Origin of the sequence: Roseomonas mucosa ATCC BAA-692 (genome assembly GCF_000622225.1) — a bacterium.
GTDB classification, from domain to species: Bacteria; Pseudomonadota; Alphaproteobacteria; order Acetobacterales; family Acetobacteraceae; genus Roseomonas; species Roseomonas mucosa.
This window is the reverse complement of sequence record NZ_JHWD01000007.1, coordinates 82469-108249: the sequence shown is the minus strand read 5'-3', so window position 1 is coordinate 108249 and position 25781 is coordinate 82469. Positions and strand designations below refer to the sequence as shown.

Genomic DNA, 25781 nt, shown 5'->3' with positions numbered 1-25781 from the left:
CGTCAGGGCGGGGCGGCACGCGCCGCGCCGAGACTTCCCCGGAGCGCGCCCACCGCCGCCGGGGCCGGGGCCACCGTCACCAGCCGGCCCTCCTGCCATTGCGCCAGCAGCGGGCGGGCGCGGGTGTTCTGGCCGCTTTCGTCGAAAAGGGCGCCCCAGCCGGTGACGGCCTTGCCTTCGGGCAGATCGGTGGCAAGCACGGCGGCGCGGAGGCGCTCCTTCTCCGCCGTGCCGGCGCGGCTCAGCGCCTCCAGGAAGACCGCGGCGCCGGCATAGGTGGCGAGGCTGTGGCCGGAACGCGGCTCGGCCCCGTATTTGCGCTTGTAGGCCTCGGCGAAGGAGCCCACGCCGGGGGCGGCGGCCTCATCCGTGGCAAAGGGCGTGACATCGACGTTCATCACCCCCTCGATCTCCTGCCCCAGGCTGCGGGCGGTGTCGCTGAGGCTGTAGGCGCCGCCGGCGCCGATCACCATGCGCGGCTGCCAGCGCGCCTCCCGCATGGCCCGGAAGAAGGGGACGACATCGCCGGGATAGGCGCTGTGCAGCACCACCTCGGCCCGCGCCGTGCGGAGCTGGCCGAGCAGCGTGCCGAGATCCGTGGTGCGGGACGGAAAGGACAGGCGGACGGCGAGGGGGATGCCGCGTGCGCGCAGCCGGTCCTCCTGGGCGGCGGCGACGCTCTGCCCATAGGGGCCGTCCTCCGCCAGGATGGCGATGCGCAGGGCCCTGGGGTCGGCCTTCCAGGCGGGGGCGAGACGGTCGGCCACGGCATCCACCGAGAGGCGGCCGAATTCCATGGCGCGCGGGCAGCTGCGGAAGACGAAGCGGGCGCCGCGCGCGGTCAGTGCATCGGCGATGGCGCCGAGCTCGAAATAGGGCGTGCCCAGCGCCTCGGTCACCTGGGAGGCGGCCAGGGCCAGGGCGGAGATGGTGGTCCCGAAGACGCAGGCGACCCGGCCTTCCCCCGAGGTCAGGCGGCGGACCTCGCTCACCGCCTGGGTCTGGTCCGAGGCGTCGCCGCGCAGCAGCCGGATCTGGCGCCCGGCGAGGCCGCCCGCCTCGTTGCGCTCGTCCGCCGCCATCTCCAGCCCGCGATAGGCCTCGTCGCCCATCAGCGCGAAGGGCCCGGTGAAGGGAAAGAGGGCACCGAGGCGCCATTCCCCCACCGTGACGGCGGGCGGCATGGTCTGGCCGACCCCCGGCACGGCCGGGGCCTGCGACTGGGCGGGCCGGATGCCGGGCAAAAGGAGGGCGGCAAGGCCCGCCAGCAGGGGACGGCGCGCGGCAGGAGGCATCGGAGGGGGAATCTGGCCCGGCTGGAGGGAAATCCGGCAGGCATGCAAGCGGAAGCGCCCGGCCAGCGCAACCCCGGGGCGCTCCCCGGCGGCTTCGGGGGAAAGGGGCCGGTCCTTGTTCATGCCCTGGCGCGTCCCGGGAAGCCTTCCCCTCCCGGGTTGCCGGGCGCCCGGCCTTGACGCCCCGGCTTCCTGTCCCGACCCTGGAGGTTCGCCGCCGCCCCGCGCCTTGCCTGCTGCCGCAGGGCGTGGCCGGCGCGGGTCCATACAGGGGGGAAGGCCGCCATGGCATTGCCGGACAGCATGCGCTTCATCGAGCACGGCGAGGGCGGTGACCCCGGGGTGATGCGGGTGGCCCGGGGGCCCCTGCCGCAGCCGAAGCCGGAGGAGGTCCTGATCCGCGTGCTGGTGGCCGGGGTGAACCGGCCCGACGTGGCGCAGCGCCAGGGCAGCTATCCGCCGCCGCCGGGCGCCAGCCCGGTGCTGGGGCTGGAGGCGGCGGGCGAGGTGGTGGCCTGCGGCGCCAATGTCGGCCGCTGGCGCCCGGGCGACCGCGTCTGCGCCCTGACCAATGGCGGGGCCTATGCCGAATACGTGGCGGCGCCGGAGACCCAGTGCCTGCCCTGGCCAGGAGGCTATGACGCCGTGAAGGCGGCGGCGCTGCCGGAGAACTTCTTCACCGTCTGGGCCAACCTCTTCGGGCTGGGGCGGCTGCAGGCGGGCGAGACGGCGCTGGTGCATGGCGGCACCTCCGGCATCGGCATCACCGCGATCCAGCTCGGCGAGGCCTTCGGCGCACGGATGCTGGCCACCGCCGGCAGCGCGGAGAAGGTGGCCGCCTGCCGCGAGTTCGGCGCGGCGGAAGCCTGGAACTACCGCGAGCAGGATTTCGCCGAGGAGGTGAAGCGCCTGACCGACGGCAAGGGGATCGACGCGATCCTGGACATGGTCGGCGGCTCCTATTTCCCCCGCAACCTCCGCTGCCTGGGGCAGAACGGGCGGCTGGTGATGATCGCCTTCCTGGACGGGCCCAAGGCCAGCGAGGTGGACCTGCGGCCGATCATGGTCCGGCGGCTGACCGTCACCGGCTCCACCCTGCGGCCGCGCACGGCGGCGGAGAAGGGCGCCATCGCCCAGGCGCTGGAAGGGCAGGTCTGGCCGCTGCTCACCGCCGGGCGCTGCGCGCCGCGCATCCATGCGCGCTTCCCGCTGGAGAAGGTGGCCGAGGCCCACGCGCTGATGGAGAGCAGCACTCATATTGGCAAGATCATGCTGGAGGTGGCCGCCTGATCCGGCCGCCGGGTTTGACGGGATGGCGCCCGCCTGCGAACCAGCGCCCTGGCCTGGAGGGGAAGAGCCGATGCGCCTGAAGATGCTCGAAGCCGGAGCGGGGGAGCCCGTCGCCCTGCTGCACGGGCTGTTCGGCCAGGGGCGGAATTTCGGCCTCGTGCAGCGGAACCTCTCGGAACGGCACCGCGTGCTGGCGATCGACCTCCGCAACCATGGCGAAAGCCCGCACGATGCCCGCATGGACTACCCGGCCATGGCGGGGGACGTGGCGGAAACGCTGCGGGCCGCGGAGGCGCGGCCGGCAGCGGTGCTGGGCCACTCCATGGGCGGCAAGGTGGCGATGATGCTGGCGCTCACCGATCCGGGCGCCGTGTCGCGCCTGGTGGTGGCCGATATCGCCCCACGGGACTACCGCCCGACCTTTGGCGCCTATGCGGCGGCGATGCGGGCCATCCCGCTGCGGCCGGGGCTGACGCGCAAGGAGGCCGATGCCGCGCTGGTGGAGGCGGTGCCGGAGGCGGGGGTGCGGGCCTTCCTGCTGCAGAACCTGGACTTTGCCGCCGAACCGCCGCGCTGGAGGATCGGGCTGGAGGAGATCGCGGCGGCGATGGACGACATCGTCGGCTGGCCGGCACTGTCGGCGGGGGCGCGCTATGACGGGCCGGTGCTGATCCTGCGTGGCGAGAGCAGCGGCTATATCCGCCCGGAGGACGAGCCGGGCCTCCGCGCGCTTTTCCCCCAGGCGCGCTTCGCCACGGTGGCGAAGGCCGGGCACTGGCTGCATGCCGAGAACCCGGCCGGCTTCCTGGAGGCGATCACGCCTTTCCTGGAGGGCCGAGCCTGACCAGGGTGAGCTCCGGCGGCACGCCGAAGCGGACCGGGTAGCGGCTGCAGCCCAGCCCGCCCGAAACCACCAGCCGCCGCCCTTCCTCCTCGACCAACCCATAGGCGTAGCGGCGGCCGTAGCGGGACGGCACGATCGGCGAATAGCCCAGGATGCGGATCTGCCCGCCATGGGTATGGCCGGACAGGGTCAGGCCGACCCGGGCGGGGACGTGCGGGAAGATGTCAGGCTCGTGCGCCAGCAGGATGGCCGGGGCGTCGTCCAGGGCCAGGGGCGCCAGGGCGGCGGGCAGGTCGTCCGCCCCCTCCCAGTGCATCAGCGGCCAGAAGGCCTGCTGGCTGTCGATGCCGCTGAGCCAGACGCCGCCATCACGCCCGGGTGGGCCGAGCGGCAGGCGCGTCGCCTCGTTGGACAGGAGGCGCAGCCCCGCCTCGCTCATGGCGCGGGCGGAGCGGGGCGGGCCCTGCCGGTTCAGCACGGCCTCCCGGTCGTCCCACCAGTCGTGGTTGCCCGTCACCGCGAAGACGCCCAGCGGCGCTTCCAGCCGGCCGAGGCGCCAAGCGGTCTCCTCCGGCGGCGGGGCGGGGAAGGCGCGGCGGAAGCGCCCGCGCAGCGCGCCCGGCAGGTCGCCCAGCACCACATGCAGGTCGGGCTGGAGCCGGTTCGCCAAGTCCACGATGCGCTCCACGCGGCTGAGCGGCATCCAGGGATCGCCGCTGTGCAGGTCGGCGGTGGCGCAGATCAGCAGCTCCGGCCGGTCGCCCCAGCTGGCCATGGGGATCCGGTATTCCTGCACGATGAGACGGAAGCCGGGTTCGATCACCATGGCATAGGCGGAGCCGGAGGCGCCGGTGGCCAGGAGCGTGGCGCCGGCGGCCAGCAAGTTCCGGCGGGTCAGCAAAGACATGCCCGCTTCTGGCACGGGGCTTCCCGCGGCGTCCATGGCGGGCGGGGCGGGATGGAGAAAGCGTCACGCCGCGGATGGGTGGCGCGCGTCCATGGCGGCCGGCGGGTTCGGACAGCCCCAGTCCGGGTGGCCCAGTCCGGGTGGCCCGGTCCGGGTGGCCCGGTCCGGATCGCCTGCTTCAGATCGCCTGGGGCATCCGGAACTGCCCGGCCTTGTGCAGGTCCGCCGCGCGCCAGAGATACCAGGAGGCGGCGGAGCGGAAGGGGGACCAGGCCTCGCCGATCGTGGCGAGGTCGCGTGGGCGGGGCTGGCTTTCCAGCCCGGCGGCGAGGCGATAGCCCTCCCGCACCCCGAAATCGTCCACCGGCAGCACGTCGCGCCGGCCCAGGGTGAAGATCAGCAGCATCTCCACCGTCCAGCGGCCGACGCCGCGCAGCGCCACCAGGCGCTCGATCAGCGCCTCGTCCGCCATGCGGCTGGCGGCGCGGCGGGTGGGCACCCAGCCGGCGGCGGATTTATGGGCGATGTCCAGGATCGCGGCCTGCTTGGCGCCGGAGAAGCCGCAGGACCGCAAGGCGCCCTCGGGCAGCGCCAGGATGCCGGCCGGGGGCGGGAAGGGATGGCCGGGCGCCAGGGCGATCAGCCGGTTCAGCATCGCCTCGGCGGCGCGGCCATGCACCTGCTGGTGCGCAATGGCCCGGACCAGGGCCTCATAGGGTTCACGCCCGCCGACGGGCTTCAGGCGGCAAGCGCCGACCTGGGCGATCACCGGGGCCAGGACGGGATCCTGCGCCAGATGGCGGCGGGCTTCGCGGTTGCTCATGTGCTGGGGCGGCCCATCGGGAAGGACGAGAACAAAACTGGCACAAAGCCACCGTTCCGCCAATCCCGTCCAACGGCCGCCGCGCCGGTCCGGCCCGGGGGACCTTCCGGTTCCCGGGTGTCCCTGGCGGACGATCGGTCCTCTCGCCCGGAAGGCGGCTTCACGCTTCCGGGCGGGGCCGTCCGGCGGCGATCCGCCCTAGTTCAGCGAGAAGCAGGTCGAGGGCGCCTGCTTCATCTCCGTCGGCCGCGCCATCATGCTGTTGGTCAGGCCGACGGTGCAGGCCGCCGTGCGGGCAGCGCCGAGCGCCCCGGGCTTGGAGAGGAAGAGCATCGGCCCGATCGAGGTGCGCACCTCGAAGCCGTCCTTCAGCAGGGCCTCCAGCGACTGGTCGATATACTCGAACTTCGTCTCGTGCCGGCCGGCCTCCGGAGCGGGGGGCGTGGCGGGCGCCGGGGCGGGCTGCGCGACGGCCTGTCCGGCCAGGGCAAGAAAGCCGGCGAGGAAGCCGGCCAGGACGCTGGCGGGGGCCGGCAGGCCGGCCAGGATGGTGGAACGGGTCACGGGAAGGATTCCCCTCGGGGTCATGGGTCGCACCGCGTCAAACTGCCGCGCGGGCACGGGTTGGGCCAGGGGTGGAGACGGTCACGGTCGCGCCATCGCGGCGCGTGGTTCAGCGGCCGCCGTTCACGCTCAGCACCTCGCCGCTGATCCAGGAAGCGAGGGGGCTCGCGAAGAACAGCACGGCGTTGGCGATGTCCTGCGCCGTGCCGAGGCGGCGCAGGGCGATGCCGTCCAGCAGCGCCTTCCGCCCCTCGGAGCCATAGCTCTCGAACTGCGCGATGCTGGCAGGGTTGGTAGGGGCGAAGCCTGGCGCCACGGAGTTCACGGTGATGCCATGCGGGCCAAGCTCGTGGCAGAGCTGCCGGGTCAGCCCGACCAGCCCGTGCTTGGCGGCGCAATAGGCCTGGATGCCGGTCAGCGAGGCGCGCAACCCGGCACTGCTGCTGACGGTGACGATCCGCCCCGTGCCGGCGCGCTTCATGCCGGGCGCCACGGCCGCGCAGAGGTTGAAGGCGGCGTGCAGGTTTATGTCGAACAGCGCATGCCAGTCCGCCTCCGGCACCTCCTCCAGCGGGTGCATCACCTGCCCGCGCACGCCGCCGGCGTTGCAGACCAGTACGCCGACCGGCCCGCCGCTGGCTTCCTCGACACGGGTGATCCAGCCGCGTGCGGCGCCGGGGGCGGTGAGGTCGAAGGCCTCAGCCGCGATGCCGGTGCCCGTGGCGGTGTCCTCAAGCTCCTCCACCGAAAGATCGCAGGCGAAGACGCGCGCGCCCAGACCGTCGAAGTCGTGGGCGATGCGTCGCCCGAAGCCATGCCCCGCGCCGGCCACCGCCACCGTGATGCCATCGAACCGAATCCGCATGCCGCTGTCCCCTCAGGGCGATCCCTGTGCCGCATCCCGTTGCCGCCGGCGGGACTGCAACTAAAGGTTGCAAAACCGATGTCGGACCCGCATAGACTCGGCCGAGGCGGGAAGGGCGTCAATGTATCCGGGGAGACGGCTCGGCCTCTGGCGGCGGTGTGCCGGTGTCCCACAGGTTTGCCGTGCTGGATTGTAGCAGCGCGCCACCTTCAGGCGGCTCCGCCACGCGGTGAGCCAGTCCCAAAACGGTGAAAATTACGGGGCCAACGTATCTTTAATATAGCATTCTTGAAATATTTTGCTATTGCCATGTTCTGGTAAAGAAAAAGCAAGTCACATGGCGCACATCCAGAAGATCGAGACGGTTTCGCCGGAATCGGCGCGCGCCCTCGTGGTGATGCGTGGCCTGGCACTCGTTCTTTCCCTGGCGGCCCTGGCGATGGCCTGGTTCTGGATCACCCGTTCCAACAGCGATTTCGGGGTGTTCCTGCTTCCCTGGTATCAGGCCATCCTGGCCGAGGGCCGGCTGGCCGCCCTGCATGGCGGATTCTCCGACTACACCCCGCCCTATATCTACGTTCTCGTCCTCTGCACCCTGACCGACGGGTGGCTCAGCCCGATCGTGGCGGTGAAGCTCTGCTCCATGCTCTGGACCTTGTTCGGGGCGACACAGGTCCATGGCATCTGCCGCGCGGTGGGCCGGTCGCGGGAATTCTCCCTGCTGGCGGCGGTGATCTTCGCCACGCTGCCGGAGATCAGCCTCAACAGCATCGTCTGGGGCCAGTCGGACGTGATCTACGTCTCCTTTCTGCTGGCTTTCCTCCATGCCCTGCTTCGGGGAAGGCGCGGTTGGGCCATGGTGATGTTCGGCATCGCCCTGGCCTTCAAGCCACTGGCCGCCGTGGTCGCGCCCTTCGTCGCCTATCTGCTGCTGCGAGACCTGCCGGTGCCAGGGCGCGCCCTGCGGGCGCTGCGCGATGCCATGCTGGTGCCGCTGACCTATGCGGCGATGATGCTGCCGGCGGTGCTGGCGGGGCGGCCCTTGCGGGAGCTCTTCACCTTCTATGCCAGCCAGTATGGCGAGCATCCGCTGCTGTCGATGGCGGCACCCAATCCCTGGCTGATCGTTCAGCAGCTCGTCGCCTATCCGGCGGATTTCCGTGAGCCGCCCCTGCTGTCGCGCCTGGCTCCCGACACCTTCCTCTGGCTGCAGGCCGTCCTGCCGCAGCACGACGGCATGATCCTCGCGGGCGTGGCCCTCGCGCTGCTGGCCTGTGGCGCGCTGCTGCTATCCTTTCTGACCTGCCGTGGCCGGCCGGGGCCGGCGCAGCTGGTGACCATGCTGGCCCTGGCGGCGCTGCTGGTGCCCTATTTCGCGCCCCGGATGCATGAGCGCTACTTCATCGCGGCGGGCGTCCTCACCTATGTGCTCGCCCTGCTCCGCCCGGGCCTCTGGCCGGCCGCGCTGTGCATGCAGGCCGCGGCCGTGCTGACCTATACCCGCTTCCTCTTCGACATCCCGAAGCTGCCGATACTGGGCGTGTTCCTCGCCACGGCCGCGCTGCTGCTGCTGCTGCGCCGCCACCTGCGGGATCGGAAGGAGATGGCGGCCGCCGCGCCGGCTCGTCCGGAACGGCTGGACCAGGACAGGCGGACGCCCCAGGCACAGATTTCCTGAAGCCGGGAAGGGGTGCGCGGTCACGCGCGCCGGCCGCGCCGGACGGTGCCCCGCCGCGGCCGCTGTGGCGGGCGTCAGCGCCCCGGGATCTCCACCTCGACGCGGATCGAGGCGTACCAGGCGGCGAGATCCGCGATCTGCGCGTCGGTCAGCTCGCGGGCCGCGAGGTTCATCTGTTCCTGCTGCCGGGCACCGGAGCGGAAGGCGGCCAACTTGGTGCCGAGATAATCCGCGACCTGCCCGGCGAGGTTGGGCGCGCCCGGCACCACCGCCAGCCCGTCATTGCCGTGGCAGCCGGCGCATTGCCCGCCGGCCAGTCGGCGCCCGGCCCGCGCGTCGCCCTCGGCCCCCCATGCCGGTGCCATCCATCCCCCCGGCGCCAGGACGCCGAGGGTGAGCAGGCCGGCCAGCAGGCGGAGGCGACCGGCCGTGGCGCCTCGCTTCAATTCCGGTCCCCATAGGAGATTCGGTAGATCGCCCCGGCCGCATCGTCCGAGACCAGCAGGGAGCCGTCCGCCAGCTGCGCCACGTCCACCGGGCGGCCGGAATACTCGTTGGTCTCCTCGTCCAGCCATCCCTCCGCGAAGGGCTTGCTTTCCTTCACGCTGCCATCGGCGTTCAGGAAGGTGACCATCACCCGTGCCCCGACCGCCTGGCTGCGGTTCCAGGAACCGTGCTGCGCGTCGAAGATGGCGCCGCGATAGAGCTCGGGGAACATGCGGCCGGTGTAGAAGGTCATGCCCGGGTCTGCCGCATGGGGCGCCATCTCCACCACCGGCGGGACCACGTCGGCGGGCACGGTGTCCTTGGCGTATTCGGCGGTGCGGACCGTGCCGCCGCCATACCAGGGGAAGCCGAAGTTCAGCCCCGCCTTCGTGGCGCGGTTGATCTCGCCGGGCGGGGTGTCGTCGCCCATACCGTCCACCTGGTTGTCAGTGAACCAGAGCTCGCTGGTGCCGGGGCGGAAGGCGATGCCGACGGAGTTGCGGATGCCGCGGGCGAAGACCTCGCGGTTCTGGCCGTCCCGGTCCATGCGGATGATGCCGCCGATGCCCCACTGGTCATAGAGCGCGCGCTTGGCCGGGGGCGGGACGTTGAAGGGCTGGCCGAGGGCGATGTGGAGCTTGTTGTCCGGCCCGATGCGGCAGACCCGGGCGGTGTGGTTGAAGCTCTCCTCGGCGGCCGGGATGAGCTGCCCCTGCGGCACCACCGTTGCCGCCGCGACATCCGGCCCCTCGTAGAAGAACTCCGCCGCCGGAAAGGCCAGGACGCGGTTCTGCTCCACCGTGTAGAGGATGCCGTCCGGGCTGAAGCAGAGGCCGTTCGGGATGGCGAAGGTGACGGAGGGCGCGAAGACCTTCACCTCGTCGGCCACGCGGTCCCGGTCCCGGTCGGTGACGGCCCAGATCCGGTTCTTGCGCGTGCCGACGAAGACCACGCCGGAGGAGGGGCCCACAGCCATGTGCCGCGCATCCGGCACCAGGGCGTAGAGGCCGATGCGGAAGCCTTCCGGCAGGCGGATGCGTTCCAGGTTGCGGCGAATCTGGTCGGCGCGGCGGCCGGTCTGCGGCACCGTCTCCATGTCCCGGCTGGCACCCGTGCCGCGGAATTCCTGCAGCTTCTGCACGGCGTCCCCGCCCGGTGGCGGTGCGGGCTGCGCCCGGGCCTCCCCTTGCGGTCCTGGCATGGCCGCCGCCAGCAGCGTCGCGAACAGAAGGGCGGCGCCGCTCTTCCTGGAACCCGTCATGGTGCTTCCTCTCCCGGGGCCGCGGCTTCTCGTGCCGTGTTCCCCCGGTGGAAGACTGCCTCCGCGCCGGCCGGATCGCAACGGTTGTGCAATGGCGCGGGGGATGCGCGCCGGGGCCGTTCCTGGATGGATTGGCCGGGGGACGAGGCCCCACCGGCCGGCGGCGGGAACCCGGAGCGGGTCTTCCGCCCCGAGGCCGTGGTCAGAGCTGTTGCGTGCCGAAGGTGTCGCAGGCGCGGATGTTGCCGCCTTCCAGCCCGCGCCGGAACCAGCGCACGCGCTGCGCCGAGGAGCCGTGGGTGAAGGTTTCCGGCTGGACGGTGCCGCGCATCTGCCTTTGCAGACGGTCGTCGCCCACGGCGGCGGCGGCGTTCAGGCCCTCCTCGATGTCGCCATCCTCCAGGATGTGGCGCTCGCGGTTCGCGAGATTGGCCCAGACGCCCGCATAGCAATCGGCCTGCAACTCCACCCTGACCTGGACCTGGTTGGATTCCGGGCTGTTGCCGCCGTAGCGCGCCTGGAACTGGTGCGCGCGTTCCAGCGTGCCCAACTCGTTCTGCACATGGTGGCCGACCTCATGCGCGATGATGTAGGCGGCGGCAAAGTCGCCGCGCGCGCCCAGCCGGTTCTGCAACTGCTGCATGAAGTCGAGGTCGATATAAACCTTCTGGTCGTTGGGGCAGTAGAAGGGGCCGGTTTCCGACTGCGCCGTGCCGCAGCCGGAGCGCGTGACGCCGGAGAAGAGGACCAGGGTGGGGTCGTGGTAGGTGCGGCCCAGTTGCGCGAACTGGTCGGTCCAGACGCGCTCGGTCTCGCCCAGCACCTGCGCCACGAAGCGGCGGCCGGCATCCTCGCGCCCGGCCTGCTGGCCGTTGCCCGCCTGCCCAGGATCAAGGCGGCGTTCCTGCGGGGCGGGCTGCCCGGGGTCGTCTCCGACGATGCCGGTGAGGTCCACGCCGAGAAAGGCGGCGATCAGCAGGATTGCGATGGTGCCGAGGCCGCCGCCGACACGGCCGCCAGGGATGCGGAAGCCGCCGCCGCCGCCGAGACCGCCCCGGAAGCCGCCGCCCTGGCCGCGCCGGTCTTCGACGTTCTCGCTTTCGGGTCCATCGAGCCGCATCTGTCCCTCCTCGTTCCGCTTCCGGCAACGTCCGCCCGGGCCGGCCGGTTGCCCCCGGCGGAACCGGGGGCGCCGGTCATGAGCCGGGCGGAGCATGGCGGAGGATCGTGGCCGCGGCATGGTCGCCCGGGAAGGAAGGACGCCTAGCCGGGAGGACCTTGCAGCAGCGCCGCCAGGGCGGGGGAAAGGCCGATGCTGCCCCGGCCGCGCGGGGCGGCCATGGCGCCCGTCGCCGGCTTGCCCGGGGCCATGCGCACCAGCATCTCCGCCAGCCGCACGCCGCAGGCGATGCCCTCCAGCAGCGGCACGGAGGCGTCGCGCCGCAGCCGCTCCTCCATCCCCGCCAGGGCGGCGCCGCCGAGCACGACGGAATCGGCGCCCTGGGACACGAGGCGGGCGATCGCGGCGCCGACCTTCGCGGCCACGCCTTCCGGGTCCTCCAGCGCCTGGGGCGGGGTGGCGTCCACCCCTTCCAGACCGGCGCAGCGGGTGGCGAGGCCATGCCGGGCCATCAGCTCGCTGTACATCTCCACCCCGCCCAGCGTGACCAGGCCGAAGCGGGCGCCGAGCATGCAGGCGGTCAGGCAGGCGGCCTCGGTCATGCCGAGCACGGGGCAGGGCATGAGCTGCCGCGCCGCCTCCAGCGCCGTGTCGTGGGACACGGCGAGCAGCACGGCATCGACCCTGTCCTCGCCCGTGGCATAGCCGGCCAGGAGGTCCAGCACGGCATGGGAGGCGATGGCGTTCTCGGCGCGGGTGGAGATCACCGCCGGGCCGAAGCGCGGCGTGGCGGGGACGATCACGGTGCCGGGCGAGGCCGTGCCGCGCGCCGCCGCGGCGCAGAGCTCGGTGATGGCCTCCGTGGTGTTGGCGTTCGCCAGAAGGATGCGCATCAGCCGGCGGCGGCCAGGCTCTGCATCGGCGGCGCCCATTCGGGAAAGTCCATCCGCGTCTGCGACGCCCGGAGCGCCAGGTGGGAGGCCTCAGGCCTGTCGCGCAGCCAGACCAGGAAGGGGTTCAGCACCAGCACGTCGCCGCCCTGCATCGACAGGGAAAGGCCCGGTGCCTCCAGCGCCGTTCGCAGGGTCTCGGGCACCGCCGCCTCAGGCACCGCCGGTCCGCGATAGCCGGCGAAGACGCCGCCGGAGACCTGGAAGGCGATCCCGTCGCCCAGGGCGGGGCTGGCGGCATAGAGGCTGGTCAGCAGCGGCTTGTCGCGCAGCAGAAGGGCGTTGTGGACGGAGGCGGCGGACAGCAGCGTGAGGCGCGCCGGTGCGTCCGGGCGCAGCAGCAGGACGTCGCAGAAGGTCGGGTCGGCCTCCGCCGGAAGGGCGGTGCCGAGATGCCGGCCCAGCGCCCGGAGCACCGAGGCGGCCGGCAGGTCCCGCGGCAGGCCGCGCAGCAGCATGAAGCCCTGGCCATGGTCCAGCCGGGGGCGCATCGTTCCGGCCAGGGCCTCGATGCAGGGGCCCGGCGCCTCGGGGCCGGCCTCGATCTCGGCCCGCTGTTCCGCCCCCAGGGGCAGCATGTACTCGCTGGCGGACAGCTCCGCCCCTTCCCAGCCCATGGGGCCGAGCTGGGGCATGATCCTTCGGAGGAAGGGTCGCGATGTGTCGTTCATTGCGGGAGAAGCTAGCCTGCCGCGCCGCATCGCGCGAATCCCAGCCGTGCGGCGCAGCAATCCGGCGGGAGCAGGGCGCGGATATGGCCTTGCCGGGGCAGGCCGGGCGGGAAAGCATGGGGGCATGAACACTCCCTCCGACCCGCTCGCCGCCGCCCTCACCCTGCCTTTCGAGACCGATGCCATCCTGGAGGGGCTGCGGCCCTGGGTGGAATGCGAGAGCCCGACCTTCGACGCCGCCGCCGTCAACCGGATGATGGACCTCGCCGCCCGCGACCTCGCCCTGACCGGGGCACGGATCGAGCGCATCCCCGGCCGTCCGGGGCCGACCGGCGTGATGCTGGGCGGCTGCGTGCGGGCGCGCTTTCCGCATCCGGACGGGGAGAAGCCGGGCATCCTGGTGCTGGCGCATCTCGACACGGTGCATCCGGTGGGAACGCTGGCGGCGCTGCCCTTCCGCCGCGATGGCGGTCGCTGCTACGGACCGGGGATCGGCGACATGAAGGGCGGCACCTTCCTGGCGCTGGAGGCGATCCGGCAGATGGTCCGCGCCGGCATCCCGGCCTCCCGCCCGATCACGGTGCTGCTGACGCCGGACGAGGAGATCGGCAGCCCCTCCACCCGCGACCTGATCGAGGCGGAAGCACGGCGCCATGCCGTGGTGCTGGTGCCGGAACCGGGACGCCCGGGGCGCAGCCCGGTCCTGGGCGACTTGGTGACGGGCCGCTACGCCATCGCGCGCTTCGGCCTGCGGACCACCGGCCGGCCCAGCCATGCCGGTGCCTCGCCGGGGGAGGGGCGCAGCGCGATCCGCGAGATGTGCCGGCAGGTGCTGGCCATCGAGGCCATGACGACCGAGGCCTGCACCTTCTCGGTCGGCGTCGTGCATGGCGGGCAGTGGGTGAACTGCGTCGCCACGCATTGCGATGCCGAGGCGCTGACCATGGCCAGGCGGCAGCAGGACCTGGATGCGGCGGTGGAGCGGATGCTGGGCCTGCGCGCCTCCACCCCCGACGTGGCGCTGGCGGTGCGGCGCGGCGTCACCCGTCCGGTCTGGGAGCCCTCGGAGGCGGATCTCGGCCTCTATGAGAAGGCCCGGCACATCGGGCAGCGGCTGGGCGCCGGGATCGGCCATGGCAGCGCCGGCGGCGGCTCGGACGGAAACTTCACCGGCGCCCTGGGCATCCCGACGCTGGACGGGCTGGGGGTGATCAGCGCGGGCCACCATACGCTGGGCGAGCATCTGGAGGTGGACAGCCTCGTGCCGCGGGCGAAGCTCCTGGCCGGGCTGCTCGCCAGCGTCTGAACCTCTGGTGCCGCCCTGTCCCATGGGAGGCGCCGCCTCCCATGGTTCGTGGCGCGCCCCGCTCAGCCCCTGGCGAGCGAGAGCAGCGAGGCCGCCAGGACGCGGACGCCGGCGGCGAGCTGTTCCGGCGAGGAATATTCCGCCGGGTTGTGGCTGATGCCCTTGTGGCTGGGCACGAAGATCATGCCCGTGGGGCAGACCGGCACCATGAACTGCGCGTCGTGGAAGGCGCCGGAGGGCAGGCGCAGCGCGCGCATCCCCTGGGCCTGGGCGGCGGCCTCCACCGTGTCCAGCACGCCGATGTCGAAATCCACCGGCAGGGCGTGGAAGCGCTCGGTGACCGTGACCTCGCAGTTCTTCACGGCGGAGCGGATCGTGTTGTCGATCGCGTCGCCGTTCATCAGCAGCACGTCCTTGTCGGGGTGCCGGAAGTCGATGGTGAAGCGCACCAGCTCCGCCACCGAGTTCGAGGTGTTCGGCGTGACCTCGATGCGGGCGACGGTGAAGCGCAGGATGTCCTCGGGATCGGTCATCAGCGCGTTCAGCGCGTTGATGGCGCGCACCATGTCCTGCACCGCGTCCTTGCGCAGGGCGAGCGGCGCGGTGCCGGCATGGGCGGCCTCGCCGCGCAGCTCGACCAGGAACCAGCGGCTGCCCTGGATGCCGGTGACCACGCCGATGTCGTAGCCACCGGCCTCCAGCAGCGGGCCCTGCTCGATATGCGCCTCCAGATAGGCGACCGGCTGCCGGATGGGACCGAGCGGGCGCTGCGGCAGGTCGGCCTCGGCCTCGCGCTGCCCGGCCAGGGCCAGGGCAAAGGTCACGCCCTCGGAATCGGCGACCGCGTCCCAGGTATCGGCCGGGGAATGGCCGGACCAGGCCATGGAGCCCATGCAGCCGGGCGCGAAGCGGCCGCCTTCCTCGTTGGTCCAGGCCACGATCTCGATCGGGTGCCTCGTGGTGGCGCCGCTGTCGCGGATCGCCTGCACCGCCTCCAGTCCGGCGAGCACGCCCCAGATGCCGTCGAAGCGGCCGCCCATGGGCTGGCTGTCCATGTGGCTGCCGGTCAGCACCGGCGCCGCCTCCGGGTCCGTGCCCTCGTGCCGCAGAAAGAGGTTGCCCATCGGATCGACCGAGACGGTCAGGCCCAGATCCGTGGCCCAGCCGATCAGCAGGCGCCGCGCCTCGCGGTCCAGCGGCGAGAGGCAGGGGCGGTTCACGCCGTCGCCGGGGATGGCGCCGATCCGCGCCATCCGCATCAGCCGGTCCCAGTGCCGGTCCTGGTCCACCGCCGCGATCAGGTTGGGGGGCGCCGTGTCGGTCATCGTCTCGCCTGTTCCTGCATGGGCTGTTGCCCCGCCGTTTTGGGAGCGGCCGCCCGCGGGATCAAGGGCGGGGCAGGGCGCCGTGCGTCCGGTGGAACGGGCTCCGGCGAATGCCCGGGCGGGGCATCCGCGCGGGGCGGCAGGCATTCCCGTTGGAGGAGGCGCGCATCCGGCACGGTCTTTCCGCGACTCGGCCGTCCGTGCCTTTGATCTTGCCTTGACGGAAAGCGTCGCGGAAGAGGATATCTCCGGACCCGGCCCCGCCGGATGCCATCCTCGCGTGACGGAGCAGGTGAAACCCGTGGGACGACGCAGGCGCCTGCCGGGAGCCGAGGGTGGCATCCAGCGCTGGCTGCGCGTGTCGCTGATCGTGCTGATGGGCGGCCTGGCCGGCGCGGCGGGTTTCATCGCGTCGCTTACCGTCCGGCAGCAGAATCTCTTCGAGGCGCTCACCCGCTACAACAGCATGTTCGAGACCACGCTCGGCGCGGTGGAGTTCATGCGGCTGCAGACCGAGCTCGCGGCCTATGCCATGCCGAACATGCCGGTGGAGCGCGCGGATGTGCAGTTGCGCCTCGACATCCTGCGCAACCGGCTTTCCGTGCTGCGGCAGGGCGAGGTGCGGATGCTGATCCGGCGCAATCCGGAGAATGCCGGGCTGCTGGACCGGCTGGAGGAGACGATCGAGCGGGTGCAGGCCCTGCTCGACCAGCCGGCCTCGGACGAGAGCAGCCGGGAGATGCTTCTCCTGCTGGGCGCGCTGAACGTGCCCATGATCCGCCTCGCCGCGGCCACGCATATGGAGGGCAGCAACCTCGTCGGCGAGGACCAGGCCGAGCTGCGGGGCCTCTATGTCGCCTTTATCGCGGTGCTGCTGGCGATGATCGCCGCCGGGGTGGGGCTGTCGGCGCTGCTGGTCCAGCAGAACCGCCAGATCCGGCGCATCGCGCTGGAGGATCCGCTGACCGGCCTGCCGAACCGGCGCGCGCTGCTGGACCGGCTGGCGGAGCGGCTGGCGCCGCCGGCGCGGCGCGGCGCGGCGCGCGGCAGCGGGCGGGGGGCGCATCGCCGCGTGCCGATGCTGCTGCTGGATCTCGACTGCTTCAAGGATGTCAACGATACGCTGGGCCATGTCGCGGGCGACGACATGCTGCGGGAGATCGCCCGGCGGCTGCGCGGCAGCGTGCCGGAGGAAGGCCCGGAGGAATACATGGTGGCGCGCCTCGGTGGCGACGAGTTCGCCGTACTGCCGCCATTGGGGCTGAAGCGGGAAGCGCTGTCGGACCTGGCCATGCGGCTGGGCCGGGTCGTCAACCGGCCGCTGGAGATGGAAGGGCGCCTGATCATGCCCGGGGTGAGCATCGGCATCGCCGACCTCGCGCCCGGGCGGGGTGACGCCGTCATGCTGATGCGCCATGCCGACCTCGCGCTCTACGAGGCCAAGGGGGAGGGGCGGAACACCTGCCGCTTCTTCGAGGAACGGCTGTTGCAGGCGGCCGAGGAGCGGCAGCGGCTGCAATCCGATCTGGTGGCGGCGCTGCACGAGGGGCAGTTCGAGGTGCATTACCAGCCGCAGGTGCATCTGGCGGACGGGCGGATCACCGGGCTGGAGGCGCTGCTGCGCTGGCGGCATCCCCGGCTGGGCCTGATCGGGCCGCAGAGCTTCATTCCCGTCGCCGAGCAGAGCGGGCTGATCGTGCCCATCGGTAACTGGGTGCTGCGGCAGGCCTGCACCGATGCGACGCAGTGGCCGGAGGAAATCCGGCTGGCGGTGAACCTGTCGCCGCGGCAGTTCGCCGATGGGGGGCTGCTGATCGCCGTGGCGCGGGCCCTGGCGGCCTCCGGCCTCCCGGCGCGGCGGCTGGAGCTGGAGGTCACGGAATCCCTGCTGCTGCAGGACGATGCCGGGGTGCTGGCCACGCTGGCGGAGCTGCGCGAACTGGGGATCGGCATCGCCCTCGACGATTTCGGGATCGCCTATTCCTCCTTCGACTACCTGCGCCGCTTCCGCTTCGAGAAGATCAAGATCGACCGTTCCTTCGTACATGCCATGGCCACGCGGCCGGACTGCCTTGCCATCGTGCGCACCATGGCCGACCTGGCGCGCCGCCTGGGCATGGCGACCACGGTGGAGGGGCTGGAGAACGAGGAGCTGGTGAGGCTCGCCATGCAGGCCGGCTATACGGAGGGGCAGGGTTTCCACTTCGACGGACCGCTGACCGCCGCCGAGGTGCTGGAACGCCTGGAGCGCGTGCCCCAGTACGGCTAACCGCGCGGCTGAGCCTTGGCAGGGGGGGCGGCCGGCCACGGTTCCGGTGCGGCATCGTTACGCTTGCCCCTTGCTGCCGGCCCCGCCGCTCGTCATGCTGCGTTGCAAGGAGATGCGATGTCCGTGATGGCCAATACCCTGACCGCGCTCGAGGCCGAGGTCCGCCGGCAGCTGGAACTTCTCGACTACCCCAAGCGCCCATGGGTTCCCGAACGCACCGACGGCGCGCTGGACGTGGCCATCATCGGTGCCGGGCAGACGGGCCTTGCCACTGCCTTCGGCCTGCGGCGTGAGAAGGTCGGGAACGTCGCGGTCTTCGACCGGGCCGAGCCGGGCGCTACGGGCTGCTGGACGGTCTTCGCGCGCATGCGCACGCTGCGCACGCCCAAGCATGTCAGCGGTCCCGACCTGGGCGTGGCCGCGCTGACGCCGCGCGCCTTCTTCGAGGCGCGGGACGGGCTGGAGGCCTGGGAGGACCTGCACAAGATCGGGCGCGTGGACTGGCAGCGTTATCTCGACTGGTACGCGCAGGTGCTGGCCCTGCCGGTCCGGCACGAGCACGAGCTGCTTTCCGTCGGCCACGATCCGGAGGCCGACCTGCTCCTGCTGCGCTTCCGCACGCCGGAGGGCGAGCGCGTGGTCAAGGCGCGCAAGATGGTGCTGGCCACAGGCATGGACGGCACCGGCGCCTGGTCGATCCCGGCGCCCTTCGACGGCCTGCCGGGGGAGCGCGTGTCGCACACCTCGGGCCATGTCGATTTCGAGGCGCTGAAGGGCCGGCGCATCCTGGTGGTGGGGGCGGGGGCCAGCGCCTTCGACAACCTCGCCACCGCGCTGGAGGCCGGGGCGGCGCAGGGCACGATGCTGGTGCGGCGCCGCCGGATGCCACGCGTCAACCCCTTCCGCTGGATGGAGCAGGCGGGATTCCTCGGCCAGTTCCACGCCATGCCGGACCCGCTGAAGTGGCGGATGATGCGTCACATCTTCGACCTCAACCAGCCGCCGCCGCAGGAAAGCTGGGACCGCGTGGCGCATGACCCACGCTTCGCGCTGCACATGGGCAGCCCGGTGCAGGGGGCGCGCATGGAGGGCGAGGAAGTGGTGCTGGAGACGCCGCGCGGCGAGCACCGCGCGGACCATGTGATCGTCGGCACCGGCACGGCCTTCAACCTCGCCCTGCGGCCGGAACTGGCGGCGATCGCGCCGCATATCCTGCTGTGGCGCGACGCCTATACGCCGCCGGCGGGCCTGGAGTTCCCGAACCTCGCCGCCTGCCCCTACCTGACGCCGGGCTTCGCCTTCCGCGAGAGGATGCCGGGCGAGGCGCCCTTCCTGCGGCACATCCACTTCATGGGCTATGGCGCCACGCCCTCGATGGGCCTGTCCGGCGCCTCGATCAGCGGCATGAAGTATGGCGTGCCGCGGCTGGTGGACGGGATCTGCCGGAGCCTGTGGCTGGACGATGCGGAGATGCACATGGATGCGCTACTTTCCTTCGACATGGAGGAACTGGTGAGCGAGATCCCGCAGGAACTGGAGGCCGCGGAGTGAAGCCCTCCGCCCTTACCACCCATGTGCTCGACACCGCTGCCGGCCGCCCCGCCGCCGGCATGGCGGTGCAGCTCTGGCGCGTGGACGCGCCGGCCCCGGCGCTGCTGGCCGAAACGGTGACCAATGCCGATGGCCGCACGGACGCGCCGCTGCTCTCGCCGCAGGATTTCCTGCCGGGACGCTACGAGCTGCGCTTCGGCGTGGGCGACTACTTCACCGACCAGGGGAACGACCCCGGCTATCTCGACTGGGTGGCGATCCGCGTCGGGCTGACGGCGGAGGGCGGGCACTACCACGTGCCGCTGCTCTGCTCGCCCTGGAGCTACAGCACCTATCGCGGCTCCTGAACGGGGCGGCCCGCCCCGGGATCAGGGCGGGTCGTTCAGTCCTTCCGGCGGCTGTGCGTCACTCACGGGGGCGAGCAGCGAGGGGCCGTTCTCGCTGAACCTGTTCACCCGCTTGCTGACCGGCCAGACGCGCAGCTTCTCTGCATCCAGTGCCTGCATCAGGCCGAGAAGCCCCTCCGTTCCGCTCTCCCGCTCCCCCAACCAGGCGTCCCAGTGCTCCGGCGGCAGGATGACGGGGGTGCGGTGGTGCAGGGCGGTGATCTTGCCCGTCGCCTCGGTGGTCACGATCGTATAGGTGCGCAGCCAACTTCCATCCGGCTGCTTCCAGCCCTCCCAGAGGCCGGCCAGGGCCATGGTCTCGCCGGAACGCAGCGCGATGGCATAGGGCTGCTTCGGCCCCGGCCCCTCCTGCCGCCATTCATAGAAGCCATCGGCCGGCACGAGGCAGCGCCGCTTCGCGAAGGCGTCGCGGAAGGACGGTTTCTCCGCCACCCCCTCCGACCGCGCATTCATCAGCTTCGCCGCGCCACTGGCATCCTTTGCCCAGCGCGGCACCAGCCCCCAGCGCAGCGGGTCCAGGCTGCGCTCCCCCGTGGCAGGGTTGAAGCGCAGCACGAGGCTCTCCTGCGTCGGGGCGACGTTGTAGTTGGCTGGGTGATTGGGAAGCGGGTTCTTCGGGCTGAACTGCTTCTCCAGCTTCGCCGGGCTGGCTTCGAGGTAATAGCGTCCGCACATGATCCTGGATCTGGTGTCGGCCGGCCGCTGCAACCAGCCCATGGTTCGCCACGTTCCTGATGCAGACCGTACACGACAGAGGAGACCGTCACATGGACAAGGACCGCATCGAAGGTTCGCTGAAGCAGGCCAAGGGCGCCGTCAAGGAGAATGTCGGTTCCGTGGTCGGCGACAAGAAGATGGAAGCCGAGGGCAAGGCAGACCGCGCCGAGGGCAAGGTCCAGAACGCCGCCGGCGGCATCAAGGACAAGGCCCGTGAGGTCACCGACAAGCACTGAGGCCACCATCCTCAGGTAGGGGCAGCGCAGCCTGGGCTGCGCTGCCCTTTTTCGCGTTCAGAAAGGCAGGATGGAGTCCAGCAGCTCCTGCCCATAGCGCGGCTTCCGCACGTCGCTGAGCGTGCCGCGGCCGCCATAGGAGATGCGTGCTTCCGCCAGCCGATCATGCTTCACCGTGTTGTCGGAGGCGATGTCCTGCGGGCGGATGATGCCAGCCAGCGTCAGGTCGCGCAGTTCGTGGTTCACACGCACCTGCTGGCGCCCCGCGGGCACCATGTTGCCGTTGGGCAGGACCTGCGTGACCGTCGCGGCGACGCGGAGCGTGATCTCCTCGTTGCGCTTCACCGTTCCCTTGCCCTCGCTGGAATTGGCGGAACTGGCCGAAACCATCTTGGTCGGGTCGAAGCCGTTCGGGAAGAAGCGCAGGTAGGAGGCATCGAGGCCCAGCAGGCGCGGGATGCCCATATCCTCCGAATTGTCGCGGCTGCGCTCCGTGTCGTTGGCCAGCGAGGCCTTGTCGGAGATCGAAACCAGTACCGTCACGAGGTCGCCCACCGAGGCCGCCTTGGAATCCCGAAGGAAAGTCCGGCTGCCCGGGCGCCAGAGGCTGTTGGCGCTGAGCTGGCGCGTGTCGGTGGGGGCGGGCGTCGGCATGGTCACCGGCTTCCAGTCCGGATCGCGTGTCGGATCGACGATGCCGGCCAGGTCCGGCGCCCGGCCGAGCCGGGCCAGGCGCTCGGTGGAGCCGCAGGCGGCGAGCGCCAACGGCAGGAGAAGCAGCAGGGCGCGCCGCATGTCAGGGCTCTCCTCTAGCGGGCCGGCGGGCCGACGCGGACGCGGCCGGGCCCGATGGCCTGCGCCTCCACGATCTGCCGCGAGGACAGGTTCATCACGTTCACCACCCCGTCGCGTGGTGCGGCCTCCAGCGCCCGGCCCTGGGCGGTCAGCAGCAGTCCGCCGCGTTCCACCACCATGGTCACGGTCGTGTTCTTCTCGATCAGCACGGGAGCGCCGAGATCGCGGAGTGCGAAGGGCGCGCCCTCCATGACCGGGCGGCGGAGCTGCTGGCCGACCACGAGCGAGGCATCCTCGGCGAGGCCGGGGCGGAGCCGGTCGGTGCGCAGGCGCTGCACCTGCACGTCGCCGGCGCGCACCACCTCGCCCAGCGCGAGGCGCCGCGTGGCGATGGCGACCGGCGCCGTGGCATGGCCGCGCCCGGCGATGCGCAGGCGCTGGGTCGGCATCCCTTCCGCCGCGAGGACCAGCGTGGCGCCGAAGCGCCGGCCGTCGAGCCAGGGCTGCGCCACCTCCACCCGCACCAGGCCGGAAAGCGGCACCATGGGCGTGGTGAAACCGGGGATCTCCAGCTCCATCGCCGGGTCGAGGCCCTGGGCCGACAGCGCCTCCCGCAGCGGCTCCAGCCATTCCTCGCGCGCCAGGGCGCGTCCGGCCCGCTCGATCACCACGCGCTCGTCGCTGGCGAAGGGGCGCCAGGAAATGCCGGCGCCGCGCGCGATGGCGAGGAGCTGGGGCGTTTCCACGATGATACGCTGCCCCGGCGGGGGCGCCGGGCCGAGCACGCGCGTCCCTTCCGAACCGAGATCGGCGAAGACGTCGCCCAGCCGCACCACCTCGTCCTCCACCACCACATGCGGGCGGAGGCTGGCGAGGTCGGCCCATGCGAGGCCGGGCAGGCCCACGAGCAGCAGCAGCGCGAGCAGGGGCGGGCGGGTGGCGCGCATCACTTCAGCCGCGTCAGGGTGGAGAGCATGTCGTCGCTCGCCGTGATGACCTTGGAGTTCATCTCGTAGGCGCGCTGGGCGGTGATCAGGCTGGTGATCTCCTGCACCACGTTGACGTTGGAGGTTTCCACGAAGCCCTGCATGACGTTGCCGTAGCCGGGCTGCCCGGCGGCCGCGACCTGCGCCGCGCCGGAGGCCGGGGTGGCCATCAGCAGGTTATCGCCCATCGCCTCCAGCCCCGCCTCGTTGGCGAAGACGGCGAGCTGGACCTGGCCGACATTCTGCGGCTGCTCCTGCCCGGCGATCTTGGCCAGCACCTCGCCGGTCGCGTTGATGGTGACGTCGGTGGCATTGGCCGGGACCTGGATGCCGGGAAGGACGGTGAAGCCTTCCGCCGTGACCATGGTGCCGTCGGCGGCGAGGCCGAAGGTGCCGTCGCGGGTATAGGCGGTCTCCCCCGAGGGAAGCTGCACCTGGAAGAAGCCGTTGCCCTTGATCGCCAGGTCGAACTTGTTGTCCGTCTGGTTCAGGTTGCCCTGTTCGTGGATGCGGTAGATCGCGGCGGTGCGTACGCCGAGGCCGACCTGCGCGCCCTGCGGCAGGCTTGTGCCCGTGTCGGAGCTCTGCGAGCCGACGCGGCGGACATTCTGGTAGATCAGGTCCTGGAACTCGGCCCGCCGGCGCTTGTAGCCGGTGGTGCTCATGTTCGCGATGTTGTTGGAGATGACCTCCACATTGGTCTGCTGGGCCATCATGCCCGTGCCGGCGGTCCAGAGCGAACGCATCGGTCAGTTCCCTTTCGCCGCGCGGGGGCGGACGGTCTTGCTGTTCGGTCGTTTCCAGGGGCGGTTCAAGGCATCGCCCCCGCTCAACGCTTCTTCAGGATGCGGTCGAGAGCGTTGCGGATCCGTTCATCCTCGCGCTCCGCGAACTGCGCGGTGAACTGGAACTCGCGCAGCTCCTCGGTCATGCGCGTCATCTCCAGGATGGGGCGGACATTGCTGCCCTCCACCGCGCCCTGGACCAGCGTCGGGCGGTCCACCGCCTCGGGCGGCGTGTCGCTGGCAAAGAGGCGGTCGCCCTCCGCCTGCGGCTTCTGCCCGTCGGCGAAGCGCACGATGCGGATGCGGCCGAGCTCGCCATTCTCGCTCGACACCACGCCCTCGCCGGAAATGGTGATGCGGGTGTCGTTCAGGCCGAGCTGGATCGGCTCGCCGCCCGTGCCGAGCAGCGCATGGCCCTCCGGGTCCACCACCGTGCCGTCGGCGCCCAGGGCGAAGCGGCCGGCGCGCGTGTAGCGCTCGCCCTTCTCCGTGCGGAGGACGAACATGCCCTCGCCGGAGATGGCCACGTCCAGCGGGTTGCCGGTGGTCTGCACCGGGCCGGGCGCGGTGTCGCGCCAGGCGGCACGGTCCCAGGTGAAGGCCAGCTCGCTGCCGCCGCGGGGCTCGTCCACTGCGTGCTGCCGGTCGAGATGCTGGGCGAAGACCGGCCGCGCGGCGCGGAAGCCCGGCGTGTCCGCATTGGCCATGTTGTTGGCCAGCATCGCCGTGGTGCGCGCCTGCGCCATCAGGCGGGAAAGCGCGATATAGCCGGCATTGTCCATCCTGGGCCCCCTTTGCGGATGCGGCGCGCACCGGGCGCCGACGGAACGTGTTCCGCAACCCGCGTGCCAGCCCGGACGCCGCCGGGGAGGGAGGGGCGCGGGCCGGAAATTGCCGCCGCCCCGGCAGGATCTGCCGGGTGCGGGCGAATCCCTGCCGGGGGGAAAGCCTTCCTTAAGGGTTCGGATCGCATCTTCCGCGACGCAGCAGGCGGCGTGAGCCGCGGATCTTCCGGATTGGGGGCGGCCAGGACGGCGCATGGCGAAGACCGAGAAACCCGTGGAAGAGAAGGGCGCGGGCGGCCGCAGGAAGCTCCTGCTCCTGGCCGTGCCGGCGGTACTGCTGGCTGGCGGCGCGGGGGCCTGGTTCTCCGGCCTGCTCGGCGGCGCCTCCGGAGGCGGCCATGCGGAGGCGCCGCCGCAGGAGGGCGGCGCGCATGGGGGCACGCAGGAAGCCGCCCCGCCGGCGGGCACGGCCGTGACCTATCTGGACATGCCCGAGATCCTGTCCAACCTGAACGCGCCCGGGCGGCGCGGCACCTTCATCCGCCTGCGCTCCAAGCTGGAGCTGGCGCGGCCCGAGGACATGGAGGCGGCGCGGCAGGCCATGCCGCGGCTGCTGGACCTGTTCCAGACCTATCTGCGCGAGATGCGGCCCGAGGAACTGCGCGGCAGCATCGGCACGCATCGGCTGCGCGAGGAGCTGATCGCGCGCGCCAACATCGCCGCCGCACCGGCGCGCGTGAACGACGTGCTCTTCACCGAGATCCTCGTGCAATGAGCGGCGCGGCGGAGGAAGGGAGCCAGGACGATCTCGCGGCCGCCTGGGGTGCCTCGCTGGCCGAGGCCGTGGAAGGGATCGAGGAGATGCCGGCCCCGGCGCCGGATGCCGCCAAGGTCCTGAACCAGGCCGAGATCGACAGCCTGCTCGGCTTCGACGGGAAGACCGAGGAACGGCACCGCAGCGGCATCGAGCGCGTCGTGGATGCCGGGCTGGTCTCCTACGACCGGCTGCCGATGCTGGAGATCGTCTTCGACCGGCTGGTGCGGCTGCTGACCACGACGCTGCGCAACTTCACCTCGGACAATGTCGAGGTGTCGCTCGACAACATGACGTCGATGCGTTTCGGCGACTATCTCGATTCCATCCCGCTGCCGGCCATGCTGGCCGTGGTGAAGGTGAAGCAGTGGGACAACCACGCCCTGATCGTGGTGGACAGCGCCATGATCTACTCGATCGTGGACGTCCTGCTGGGCGGGCGGCGCGGCACCTCCGCGATGCGGATCGAGGGGCGCCCCTACACCACCATCGAGCGCACGCTGGTGGAGCGGCTGATCTCCGTGGTGCTGTCCGACCTGGGGCACGCCTTCTCGCCGATCGCCGGGGTGGAGTTCTGCTTCGAGCGGCTGGAGGTGAACCCGCGCTTCGCCGCCATCTCCCGGCTTTCCAACGCCGCCGTGCTCGCGCGCATGCGCATCGAGATGGAGGACCGTGGCGGCAGGCTCGACATGATCCTGCCCTATGCGACGCTGGAGCCGGTGCGCGAGGTGCTGCTGCAGCAGTTCATGGGCGAACGCTTCGGCCGCGACAGCATCTGGGAGAACCACCTTGCCGAGGAGCTGCGCCACACGCTGGTGCGGCTCGACGTGGTGCTCGACGAGCAAACCCTGCCGCTGTCCACCATCACCGCGCTGAAGCCCGGGGACCGCATCGCGCTCAACGTCGCGTCCGGGGCGCCGGTGCGGCTGCGCTGCGGCGACGTGCCGCTCTTCGAGGGGCAGCTCGGCCGGCGGGAGAACCGGCTGGCGGTGCGGGTGGAGCACGAGTTGCGCCGCGACGGTGCCGGCGTCGTGAGGATGGGTTGAGGGCC

Annotated in this window: 26 protein-coding genes; 10 read left to right on the top strand and 16 right to left on the bottom strand. The window is 71.6% G+C overall.

Annotated features, from left to right (window positions below):
- Positions 1-2: 2 nt before the first annotated feature.
- On the bottom strand, positions 3-1295 hold the full coding sequence (locus tag BT98_RS0109160) for an ABC transporter substrate-binding protein (protein WP_157223088.1): 1293 nt from the start codon (positions 1293-1295) through the stop codon (positions 3-5).
- 285 nt (positions 1296-1580) lie between these two features.
- Here BT98_RS0109160 and BT98_RS0109155 point away from each other — a divergent pair, with 285 nt between their 5' ends.
- Positions 1581-2585 carry an NAD(P)H-quinone oxidoreductase gene (locus BT98_RS0109155; protein ID WP_019459363.1) on the top strand — a complete coding sequence of 335 codons (1005 nt, stop codon included), beginning with the start codon at positions 1581-1583 and terminating at the stop codon, positions 2583-2585.
- Between the two features lie 70 nt (positions 2586-2655).
- Entirely contained in the window at positions 2656-3429 is a 774-nt protein-coding gene (locus tag BT98_RS0109150; RefSeq protein ID WP_019459362.1) for an alpha/beta fold hydrolase, read from the top strand.
- On the opposite strand, the gene BT98_RS0109145 is transcribed toward BT98_RS0109150, so the two are convergent.
- The 4 genes from BT98_RS0109145 to BT98_RS0109130 form a co-directional block, all read right to left on the bottom strand.
- Positions 3401-4336, bottom strand: a complete 936-nt coding sequence (locus BT98_RS0109145; RefSeq protein WP_037250267.1) for a metallophosphoesterase — start codon at positions 4334-4336, stop codon at positions 3401-3403. The two genes, BT98_RS0109150 and BT98_RS0109145, sit on opposite strands and share 29 nt — an antisense overlap.
- 178 nt (positions 4337-4514) lie before the next feature.
- Positions 4515-5159, bottom strand: a complete 645-nt coding sequence (locus BT98_RS0109140; RefSeq protein WP_019459360.1) for a DNA-3-methyladenine glycosylase family protein — start codon at positions 5157-5159, stop codon at positions 4515-4517.
- Positions 5160-5357: 198 nt separating this feature from the next.
- A complete protein-coding gene (locus BT98_RS0109135) occupies positions 5358-5723 on the bottom strand; it encodes a hypothetical protein (protein WP_019459359.1) in 366 nt (121 codons plus the stop codon).
- A 109-nt stretch (positions 5724-5832) separates the two neighbouring features.
- On the bottom strand, positions 5833-6588 hold the full coding sequence (locus tag BT98_RS0109130) for an SDR family NAD(P)-dependent oxidoreductase (protein ID WP_019459358.1): 756 nt from the start codon (positions 6586-6588) through the stop codon (positions 5833-5835).
- Positions 6589-6925: 337 nt separating this feature from the next.
- Here BT98_RS0109130 and BT98_RS0109125 point away from each other — a divergent pair, with 337 nt between their 5' ends.
- Positions 6926-8266, top strand: a complete 1341-nt coding sequence (locus BT98_RS0109125; RefSeq protein ID WP_019459357.1) for a glycosyltransferase 87 family protein — start codon at positions 6926-6928, stop codon at positions 8264-8266.
- Between the two features lie 74 nt (positions 8267-8340).
- On the opposite strand, the gene BT98_RS0109120 is transcribed toward BT98_RS0109125, so the two are convergent.
- The 5 genes from BT98_RS0109120 to BT98_RS0109100 form a co-directional block, all read right to left on the bottom strand.
- The gene (locus BT98_RS0109120; RefSeq protein ID WP_019459356.1) at positions 8341-8712 is read right to left on the bottom strand and encodes a c-type cytochrome; all 372 of its coding nucleotides are present in this window, start codon (positions 8710-8712) and stop codon (positions 8341-8343) included.
- Positions 8709-10013 carry a PQQ-dependent sugar dehydrogenase gene (locus tag BT98_RS0109115; RefSeq protein WP_019459355.1) on the bottom strand — a complete coding sequence of 435 codons (1305 nt, stop codon included), beginning with the start codon at positions 10011-10013 and terminating at the stop codon, positions 8709-8711. Before BT98_RS0109115 ends, BT98_RS0109120 begins: the two co-directional genes overlap by 4 nt.
- A 202-nt stretch (positions 10014-10215) precedes the next feature.
- Positions 10216-11133, bottom strand: coding sequence for a KPN_02809 family neutral zinc metallopeptidase (ypfJ, locus tag BT98_RS0109110; RefSeq protein WP_019459354.1), 918 nt, complete (start codon positions 11131-11133; stop codon positions 10216-10218).
- 143 nt (positions 11134-11276) lie between these two features.
- Positions 11277-12026, bottom strand: a complete 750-nt coding sequence (locus BT98_RS0109105) for an aspartate/glutamate racemase family protein (protein WP_026032902.1) — start codon at positions 12024-12026, stop codon at positions 11277-11279.
- On the bottom strand, positions 12026-12718 hold the full coding sequence (locus BT98_RS0109100; RefSeq protein WP_126281950.1) for a hypothetical protein: 693 nt from the start codon (positions 12716-12718) through the stop codon (positions 12026-12028). The genes BT98_RS0109105 and BT98_RS0109100 overlap by 1 nt, the downstream gene beginning before the upstream one ends.
- A gap of 160 nt (positions 12719-12878) precedes the next feature.
- Here BT98_RS0109100 and BT98_RS0109095 point away from each other — a divergent pair, with 160 nt between their 5' ends.
- A complete protein-coding gene (locus BT98_RS0109095) occupies positions 12879-14060 on the top strand; it encodes a M20/M25/M40 family metallo-hydrolase (protein WP_019459351.1) in 1182 nt (393 codons plus the stop codon).
- A gap of 62 nt (positions 14061-14122) precedes the next feature.
- Here the strand turns inward: BT98_RS0109095 and BT98_RS0109090 are convergent, their stop codons facing one another.
- Positions 14123-15385 carry a M20 family metallo-hydrolase gene (locus tag BT98_RS0109090; RefSeq protein WP_019459350.1) on the bottom strand — a complete coding sequence of 421 codons (1263 nt, stop codon included), beginning with the start codon at positions 15383-15385 and terminating at the stop codon, positions 14123-14125.
- A gap of 301 nt (positions 15386-15686) precedes the next feature.
- Here BT98_RS0109090 and BT98_RS23825 point away from each other — a divergent pair, with 301 nt between their 5' ends.
- The 3 genes from BT98_RS23825 to uraH all read left to right on the top strand — a co-directional run bounded on the left by BT98_RS23825 (position 15687) and on the right by uraH (position 19552).
- Positions 15687-17654, top strand: coding sequence for a putative bifunctional diguanylate cyclase/phosphodiesterase (locus BT98_RS23825; protein ID WP_162175652.1), 1968 nt, complete (start codon positions 15687-15689; stop codon positions 17652-17654).
- Between the two features lie 117 nt (positions 17655-17771).
- Positions 17772-19205, top strand: a complete 1434-nt coding sequence (locus BT98_RS0109080) for a SidA/IucD/PvdA family monooxygenase (RefSeq protein ID WP_019459348.1) — start codon at positions 17772-17774, stop codon at positions 19203-19205.
- Positions 19202-19552, top strand: coding sequence for a hydroxyisourate hydrolase (gene uraH, locus BT98_RS0109075; protein ID WP_019459347.1), 351 nt, complete (start codon positions 19202-19204; stop codon positions 19550-19552). The genes BT98_RS0109080 and uraH overlap by 4 nt, the downstream gene beginning before the upstream one ends.
- Before the next feature lie 21 nt (positions 19553-19573).
- On the opposite strand, the gene BT98_RS0109070 is transcribed toward uraH, so the two are convergent.
- Positions 19574-20287, bottom strand: a complete 714-nt coding sequence (locus tag BT98_RS0109070) for an SOS response-associated peptidase (protein WP_019459346.1) — start codon at positions 20285-20287, stop codon at positions 19574-19576.
- Between the two features lie 92 nt (positions 20288-20379).
- Between BT98_RS0109070 and BT98_RS0109065 the strand changes: the two genes are divergently transcribed.
- Complete coding sequence (locus BT98_RS0109065; RefSeq protein ID WP_019459345.1) at positions 20380-20565, top strand: CsbD family protein; 186 nt, start codon at positions 20380-20382, stop codon at positions 20563-20565.
- Between the two features lie 57 nt (positions 20566-20622).
- Here BT98_RS0109065 and flgH read toward each other — a convergent pair whose 3' ends face one another.
- The 4 genes from flgH to BT98_RS0109045 all read right to left on the bottom strand — a co-directional run bounded on the left by flgH (position 20623) and on the right by BT98_RS0109045 (position 23913).
- The gene (gene flgH / locus BT98_RS0109060) at positions 20623-21360 is read right to left on the bottom strand and encodes a flagellar basal body L-ring protein FlgH (protein ID WP_019459344.1); all 738 of its coding nucleotides are present in this window, start codon (positions 21358-21360) and stop codon (positions 20623-20625) included.
- A 14-nt stretch (positions 21361-21374) separates the two neighbouring features.
- Entirely contained in the window at positions 21375-22307 is a 933-nt protein-coding gene (gene flgA, locus BT98_RS0109055; protein ID WP_019459343.1) for a flagellar basal body P-ring formation chaperone FlgA, read from the bottom strand.
- Positions 22307-23092 carry a flagellar basal-body rod protein FlgG gene (gene flgG, locus BT98_RS0109050; protein WP_019459342.1) on the bottom strand — a complete coding sequence of 262 codons (786 nt, stop codon included), beginning with the start codon at positions 23090-23092 and terminating at the stop codon, positions 22307-22309. The genes flgA and flgG overlap by 1 nt, the downstream gene beginning before the upstream one ends.
- 83 nt (positions 23093-23175) lie before the next feature.
- The gene (locus BT98_RS0109045) at positions 23176-23913 is read right to left on the bottom strand and encodes a flagellar hook-basal body complex protein (RefSeq protein WP_019459341.1); all 738 of its coding nucleotides are present in this window, start codon (positions 23911-23913) and stop codon (positions 23176-23178) included.
- 256 nt (positions 23914-24169) lie between these two features.
- On the opposite strand from BT98_RS0109045, the gene BT98_RS28025 reads away from it, so the two are divergent.
- Both BT98_RS28025 and fliM read left to right on the top strand, forming a co-directional pair.
- The gene (locus tag BT98_RS28025; RefSeq protein ID WP_019459340.1) at positions 24170-24691 is read left to right on the top strand and encodes a flagellar basal body-associated FliL family protein; all 522 of its coding nucleotides are present in this window, start codon (positions 24170-24172) and stop codon (positions 24689-24691) included.
- Complete coding sequence (fliM, locus tag BT98_RS28020) at positions 24688-25776, top strand: flagellar motor switch protein FliM (RefSeq protein WP_019459339.1); 1089 nt, start codon at positions 24688-24690, stop codon at positions 25774-25776. The genes BT98_RS28025 and fliM overlap by 4 nt, the downstream gene beginning before the upstream one ends.
- Positions 25777-25781: the final 5 nt, after the last annotated feature.

Coding starts and splice junctions, on each gene's coding strand:
- BT98_RS0109160 (WP_157223088.1), bottom strand. CDS start 1,295: ATGCCTCCTGCCGCGCGCCGTCCCCTGCTGGCGGGCCTTGCCGCCCTC.
- BT98_RS0109155 (WP_019459363.1), top strand. CDS start 1,581: ATGGCATTGCCGGACAGCATGCGCTTCATCGAGCACGGCGAGGGCGGT.
- BT98_RS0109150 (WP_019459362.1), top strand. CDS start 2,656: ATGCGCCTGAAGATGCTCGAAGCCGGAGCGGGGGAGCCCGTCGCCCTG.
- BT98_RS0109145 (WP_037250267.1), bottom strand. CDS start 4,336: ATGTCTTTGCTGACCCGCCGGAACTTGCTGGCCGCCGGCGCCACGCTC.
- BT98_RS0109140 (WP_019459360.1), bottom strand. CDS start 5,159: ATGAGCAACCGCGAAGCCCGCCGCCATCTGGCGCAGGATCCCGTCCTG.
- BT98_RS0109130 (WP_019459358.1), bottom strand. CDS start 6,588: ATGCGGATTCGGTTCGATGGCATCACGGTGGCGGTGGCCGGCGCGGGG.
- BT98_RS0109125 (WP_019459357.1), top strand. CDS start 6,926: ATGGCGCACATCCAGAAGATCGAGACGGTTTCGCCGGAATCGGCGCGC.
- BT98_RS0109115 (WP_019459355.1), bottom strand. CDS start 10,013: ATGACGGGTTCCAGGAAGAGCGGCGCCGCCCTTCTGTTCGCGACGCTG.
- ypfJ (WP_019459354.1), bottom strand. CDS start 11,133: ATGCGGCTCGATGGACCCGAAAGCGAGAACGTCGAAGACCGGCGCGGC.
- BT98_RS0109105 (WP_026032902.1), bottom strand. CDS start 12,026: ATGCGCATCCTTCTGGCGAACGCCAACACCACGGAGGCCATCACCGAG.
- BT98_RS0109100 (WP_126281950.1), bottom strand. CDS start 12,718: ATGCCCCAGCTCGGCCCCATGGGCTGGGAAGGGGCGGAGCTGTCCGCC.
- BT98_RS0109095 (WP_019459351.1), top strand. CDS start 12,879: ATGAACACTCCCTCCGACCCGCTCGCCGCCGCCCTCACCCTGCCTTTC.
- BT98_RS0109090 (WP_019459350.1), bottom strand. CDS start 15,385: ATGACCGACACGGCGCCCCCCAACCTGATCGCGGCGGTGGACCAGGAC.
- BT98_RS0109080 (WP_019459348.1), top strand. CDS start 17,772: ATGTCCGTGATGGCCAATACCCTGACCGCGCTCGAGGCCGAGGTCCGC.
- BT98_RS0109070 (WP_019459346.1), bottom strand. CDS start 20,287: ATGTGCGGACGCTATTACCTCGAAGCCAGCCCGGCGAAGCTGGAGAAG.
- BT98_RS0109065 (WP_019459345.1), top strand. CDS start 20,380: ATGGACAAGGACCGCATCGAAGGTTCGCTGAAGCAGGCCAAGGGCGCC.
- flgH (WP_019459344.1), bottom strand. CDS start 21,360: ATGCGGCGCGCCCTGCTGCTTCTCCTGCCGTTGGCGCTCGCCGCCTGC.
- flgA (WP_019459343.1), bottom strand. CDS start 22,307: ATGCGCGCCACCCGCCCGCCCCTGCTCGCGCTGCTGCTGCTCGTGGGC.
- flgG (WP_019459342.1), bottom strand. CDS start 23,092: ATGCGTTCGCTCTGGACCGCCGGCACGGGCATGATGGCCCAGCAGACC.
- BT98_RS0109045 (WP_019459341.1), bottom strand. CDS start 23,913: ATGGACAATGCCGGCTATATCGCGCTTTCCCGCCTGATGGCGCAGGCG.
- BT98_RS28025 (WP_019459340.1), top strand. CDS start 24,170: ATGGCGAAGACCGAGAAACCCGTGGAAGAGAAGGGCGCGGGCGGCCGC.
- fliM (WP_019459339.1), top strand. CDS start 24,688: ATGAGCGGCGCGGCGGAGGAAGGGAGCCAGGACGATCTCGCGGCCGCC.